Origin of the sequence: Tahibacter caeni (assembly GCF_024609805.1) — a bacterium.
Lineage (GTDB): Bacteria > Pseudomonadota > Gammaproteobacteria > Xanthomonadales > Rhodanobacteraceae > Tahibacter > Tahibacter caeni.
Map to the genome: position 1 here is coordinate 1 of NZ_JANFVR010000385.1, position 4,016 is coordinate 4,016.

At 70.7% G+C, this 4,016-nt stretch carries 6 protein-coding genes, 1 tRNA gene and 1 other RNA gene; 6 read left to right on the top strand and 2 right to left on the bottom strand.

Annotated elements, in window-relative coordinates; genetic code table 11:
• The first annotated feature begins 97 nt into the window (after positions 1-97).
• From moaA to ffs, 6 genes are all read left to right on the top strand, one after another.
• Complete coding sequence (gene moaA, locus NON22_RS21195; RefSeq protein WP_257388978.1) at positions 98-1,144, top strand: GTP 3',8-cyclase MoaA; 1,047 nt, start codon at positions 98-100, stop codon at positions 1,142-1,144.
• A gap of 1 nt (position 1,145) precedes the next feature.
• Positions 1,146-1,640, top strand: a complete 495-nt coding sequence (moaC, locus tag NON22_RS21200; RefSeq protein WP_257388979.1) for a cyclic pyranopterin monophosphate synthase MoaC — start codon at positions 1,146-1,148, stop codon at positions 1,638-1,640.
• Between the two features lie 8 nt (positions 1,641-1,648).
• Positions 1,649-1,888, top strand: a complete 240-nt coding sequence (locus tag NON22_RS21205; RefSeq protein ID WP_257388981.1) for a MoaD/ThiS family protein — start codon at positions 1,649-1,651, stop codon at positions 1,886-1,888.
• Positions 1,885-2,313 carry a molybdenum cofactor biosynthesis protein MoaE gene (locus NON22_RS21210; RefSeq protein ID WP_257388982.1) on the top strand — a complete coding sequence of 143 codons (429 nt, stop codon included), beginning with the start codon at positions 1,885-1,887 and terminating at the stop codon, positions 2,311-2,313. The genes NON22_RS21205 and NON22_RS21210 overlap by 4 nt, the downstream gene beginning before the upstream one ends.
• A 589-nt stretch (positions 2,314-2,902) precedes the next feature.
• A tRNA-Ser gene (locus NON22_RS21215) sits at positions 2,903-2,995 on the top strand.
• Positions 2,996-3,052: 57 nt separating this feature from the next.
• An RNA gene (gene ffs / locus NON22_RS21220) (signal recognition particle sRNA small type) lies at positions 3,053-3,149 on the top strand.
• Positions 3,150-3,394: 245 nt separating this feature from the next.
• On the opposite strand, the gene NON22_RS21225 is transcribed toward ffs, so the two are convergent.
• Both NON22_RS21225 and NON22_RS21230 read right to left on the bottom strand, forming a co-directional pair.
• On the bottom strand, positions 3,395-3,589 hold the full coding sequence (locus NON22_RS21225; protein ID WP_257388983.1) for a formate dehydrogenase subunit delta: 195 nt from the start codon (positions 3,587-3,589) through the stop codon (positions 3,395-3,397).
• A gap of 20 nt (positions 3,590-3,609) precedes the next feature.
• Positions 3,610-4,016, bottom strand: a 407-nt coding sequence (locus NON22_RS21230) for a formate dehydrogenase accessory sulfurtransferase FdhD (RefSeq protein WP_257388984.1), incomplete at its 5' end; no start/stop codon positions are given.

Consider the following 4,016-nt stretch of genomic DNA (forward strand, 5'->3'; position numbering starts at 1 on the left):
CGGCGCGCGGCTATCGCGTCGCGCGCGCCGGCGAGCCGGTCGCGTTGAATCCGGCCCAGGCCGCGCGCGCGGCCGAACCCGGGCTGCGGGTCGTCTGATGGGCGAGCGCATCCCGCTGACCCTGCAGACCGCGCCGCCGGCCGACCGCTGGCAGCGCAGTCTGACCGACCTGCGCATCTCGGTCGTCGACCGCTGCAATTTCCGCTGCCCGTACTGCCTGCCCGAAGACCAGTATCCCGAGCATCATCCGTTTCTCGACAAGCGCGAGCGCCTGTCGTTCGAGGAGATCGAACGCCTCGCGCGCGTGTTTTCCGGACTCGGCGTGCGCAAGATCCGCCTGACCGGCGGCGAGCCGCTGCTGCGCCGCGAGCTGCCGCTGCTCGTGCGCTGGCTCGCGCGCGTACCCGGCATCGACGACATCGCGCTGACCACGAACGGCACCTTGCTGCCGCGCTTCGCCGGCGAGCTGCGCGAGGCCGGCCTCAGACGCATCACCCTGAGCCTCGACAGCCTCGACCCGGCGATCTATCGCCAGCTCGCCGGCCATCGCGGCGAAGTCGGCGAGGCGCTCGCGGCGATCGCCGCGGCCGAGGCCGCGGGCTTCACGGCGCTGAAGATCAACACCGTCGTGCTGCGCGGCATCAACGACGCCGGCGTGCTCGATCTCGTCGCGCATTTCCGCGGCACGCCGCACGTCGTGCGCTTCATCGAGTACATGGACGTCGGCACGCTCAACGGCTGGCAGCGCGATCGCGTCGTGCCGAGCGCCGAGCTGATCGCGCGCATCGCCGAACGCTGGCCGCTGCAGCCGCTCGCACGCGCGGCCAGCCACGACGTGGCCGAGCGCCATCGCTTCGCCGACGGCGGCGGCGAGATCGGCTTCATCAGCTCGGTCACCGCGCCTTTCTGCGGCGACTGCACGCGCGCGCGCCTGTCCGCCGACGGCAAACTGTACACCTGCCTGTTCGGCGCCGACGGCTACGACCTGCGCGCGCTGCTGCGCGGCGGCGCGAGCGACGAGGAACTGGCCGCGGCGATCGCCGCGCAATGGCGCAGCCGCGACGACCGCTACAGCGAGCGCCGCGCCGAGCTGCGCGCGGGCGGCAACGAGGCGCGCGTGGAAATGTTCGCTATCGGAGGTTGAGGTGGAATCGGATCGGTTGAGTCACGTCGGCGCGGACGGGCATCCGCGCATGGTCGACGTCGCCGACAAGGCGGCGACGTTCCGCCGCGCCGTCGCCCAGGCCTGCGTGCGCTTCCCGCCCGACGTGGCCGCGGAGCTCCAGCGCACCGGTCTGCGCGGCAAGAAAGGCGCGATCGTCGACACCGCCATCGTCGCCGGCACGTTCGCGGCCAAGCGCACTCACGAGCTGATTCCGTTCTGCCATCCGCTCGCGCTCGAGCGCTGCGATTTCCGCATCGAATTCGTCTCGCCGACTGAGCTGCGCATACGCTGCGAAGTCGGCCTCACCCACAAGACCGGCGTGGAGATGGAGGCGCTGACCGGCGCGAGCGTCGCCGCGCTGACGATCTACGACATGTGCAAGGCGCTGAGCCACGAGATCGTCATCGGCGAGATCGCGCTGCTGGAGAAGTCCGGCGGCAAGCACGACGTCGTCGCCGGACGCACGGAGGAGTGAATCCGCCCATGCAGTACCGCCTGCTGTATTTCGCCTCGCTGCGCGACCGCACCGGCTGCGCGGCCGAGAGCCTCGTCTCGACCGCGGCCGATCCGCGCGCGCTGTATGCGCAGGTCGCCGAACGACACGGGCTGAGCCTCCCGCCCGAGCGGCTGCGCGTCGCGGTCAACGGCGAATTCGCCGGCTGGGACCGCTCGCTGCGCGACGGCGACGAAGTCGTGTTCCTGCCGCCGGTGTCGGGCGGATGAGCGCGTTCGGTCTGTCCGACACGCCGCTCGATCCCGCGGCGCTCGCGCGTGAACTCGCGAGCGCGAGCGCCGGAGCCTGCGTAAACTTCGAGGGCTGGGTGCGCAACCATAACGAGGGCAAGGCCGTGCTGCGCCTGGGCTATCAGGCCTATGCGCCGCTCGCGCTGGCCGAAGGCGAGCGCATCCTGACCGAGGCGCGCGAGCGTTTCGCGATCGAAGGCGCGCGCTGCGTGCACCGCACCGGCGAGCTGGCCATCGGCGAGCTCGCGGTCTGGGTCGGCGTCAGCGCCGCTCATCGCGACGCGGCCTTCGCGGCCTGCCGCTACGTCATCGACGAGATCAAGCGCCGCGTGCCGATCTGGAAGAACGAGTTCTACGCCGACGGCGCCTCGGGCTGGCTGCATCCGGACGGCACGCCGGTCTAGCGTCCTGTCCCGCAACGAACTATCGAATGACCCTGGGCCTTTCGCCCCGGTACGTCGTTGCCGGGAGACGCGATGACGTGACTAGACCCTCTCCCAGCCCTCGTCTCGAGGCGAACCCGGGCGTTTCTTTGCCGTACCACGGAGCAGGATACTGGCGGGCGGTCCGAGAAAAGGCCTGCCGGGGCGATCGCGACCGGGACCGCACGAGAGTCGATCCCGCGAACGCCGGGTTCCCGGAGAATCCGTGGGCTTCGCCGGCACCGTTCGATCGAGCGCGCCCGCAAGCGCGTTTCCCGACACCTGCCGTGCCGCGCATCGCGGCAGTCCCGGCGGAGCTGACTGCGCTCGACGAAAGGGCCGGCTGCGCCCGTCATCCTTGCCGTCTTCCGGGACGCCGCCGTGTTCGTCGGTTGTGTCGAAGCGGCCTGTCGCAGCGGCCTTTGGCGCCGCAGGGCCGGAGGTGCGCAACGGCACGGGATAGCGGCAGATCGCCCCTCGGCCGCCGCCCGCGGCTTGTCTGCGCCGGGCCTTCCTTGTATCCTCCGCGCCCCGCTTGCGGGCTCCACGGATGGGGTCGCCGCTGCGGGCTGGAGAGATGTCCGAGTGGTTGAAGGAGCACGCCTGGAAAGTGTGTATACGGCTTATCCCCGTATCGAGGGTTCGAATCCCTCTCTCTCCGCCAGATTCTGCAGTTGCCTGAGCGGTGCGCCGCCGCTCCAGCGTCGTTTTATGGCGACTCCGTCGGTCCTCTCGCGACGATAGCTTGCAAACCCCGCCAGGCCCGGAAGGGAGCAACGGTAGTGAGTGATTCGGGTGCCGGGATGTGGCTGGCGGAGTTGCCACCCTTGTCGGGTCATGCGCCATGAGCCCTGATTCCTGGGTTTCGATGACCACCCATACCTCCACATCCCCTGCCAAGCGCTGCGCGTTTGGCCGCCCCCTTGACTCAAGGGGGCTCCGGTAGCGGCGCTGCGACTGCGCTGTCGGGTCGGCATCGTTGATGCTGATCATGGAGTTTTCGCGCAGCTGGTCGCTCGGCATTACGCGTGGACGGGTTTGCCGTCCCATGCTTCGTAGCCGCTCAACCCTCGGCCAGCCGTGCGACCGCTTCGCGTGCGAGTTCGTGCAGATCCTCGCCGCCGGTCGCGCGCCAGTGCGCGATGAGTCCGGCGCGCATGCGCGGTTCCCAGAAGCGCCGCAGGTGCGTGGCGATGCCGGCGACGGCTTCGGCGCGGTCGGGTTCCGAGGCGAAATAGCGCGCGATGTCGTTGGCCATGCGGACCAGGGGTTCGACGTTCAGGGGGCGTCTCCGGAGCGGCCGACGTAGCGGTCGGCGTGGGTATAGACCGCGCAGCCGCCGGGCCGTGCGAAGCCGATCAGGGTCAGGCCGGCGCTGTCGGCCAGCGCGATCGCGAGCGCGGTCGGCGCCGAGATCGCGGCGAGCACGGCGATGCCGGCGCTCGCGGCCTTCATCGCCATTTCGTAGCTCGCGCGGCTGGTCGCGACGACGAAGCCGTCGCTGCGGTCGTGGCCGCCGCGCCGAAGAGCGCCTATCAGCTTGTCGAGCGCGTTGTGCCGGCCCACGTCTTCGCGCAGCAGGCGGATGCGTCCGTCGCAGTCGGCCCAGGCCGCCGCATGCGTCGCGCCGGTCGCGGCGGCCAGCGGCTGGTGCGCGGCGAGCCCGGCGAGCGCCGCGTCGAGCG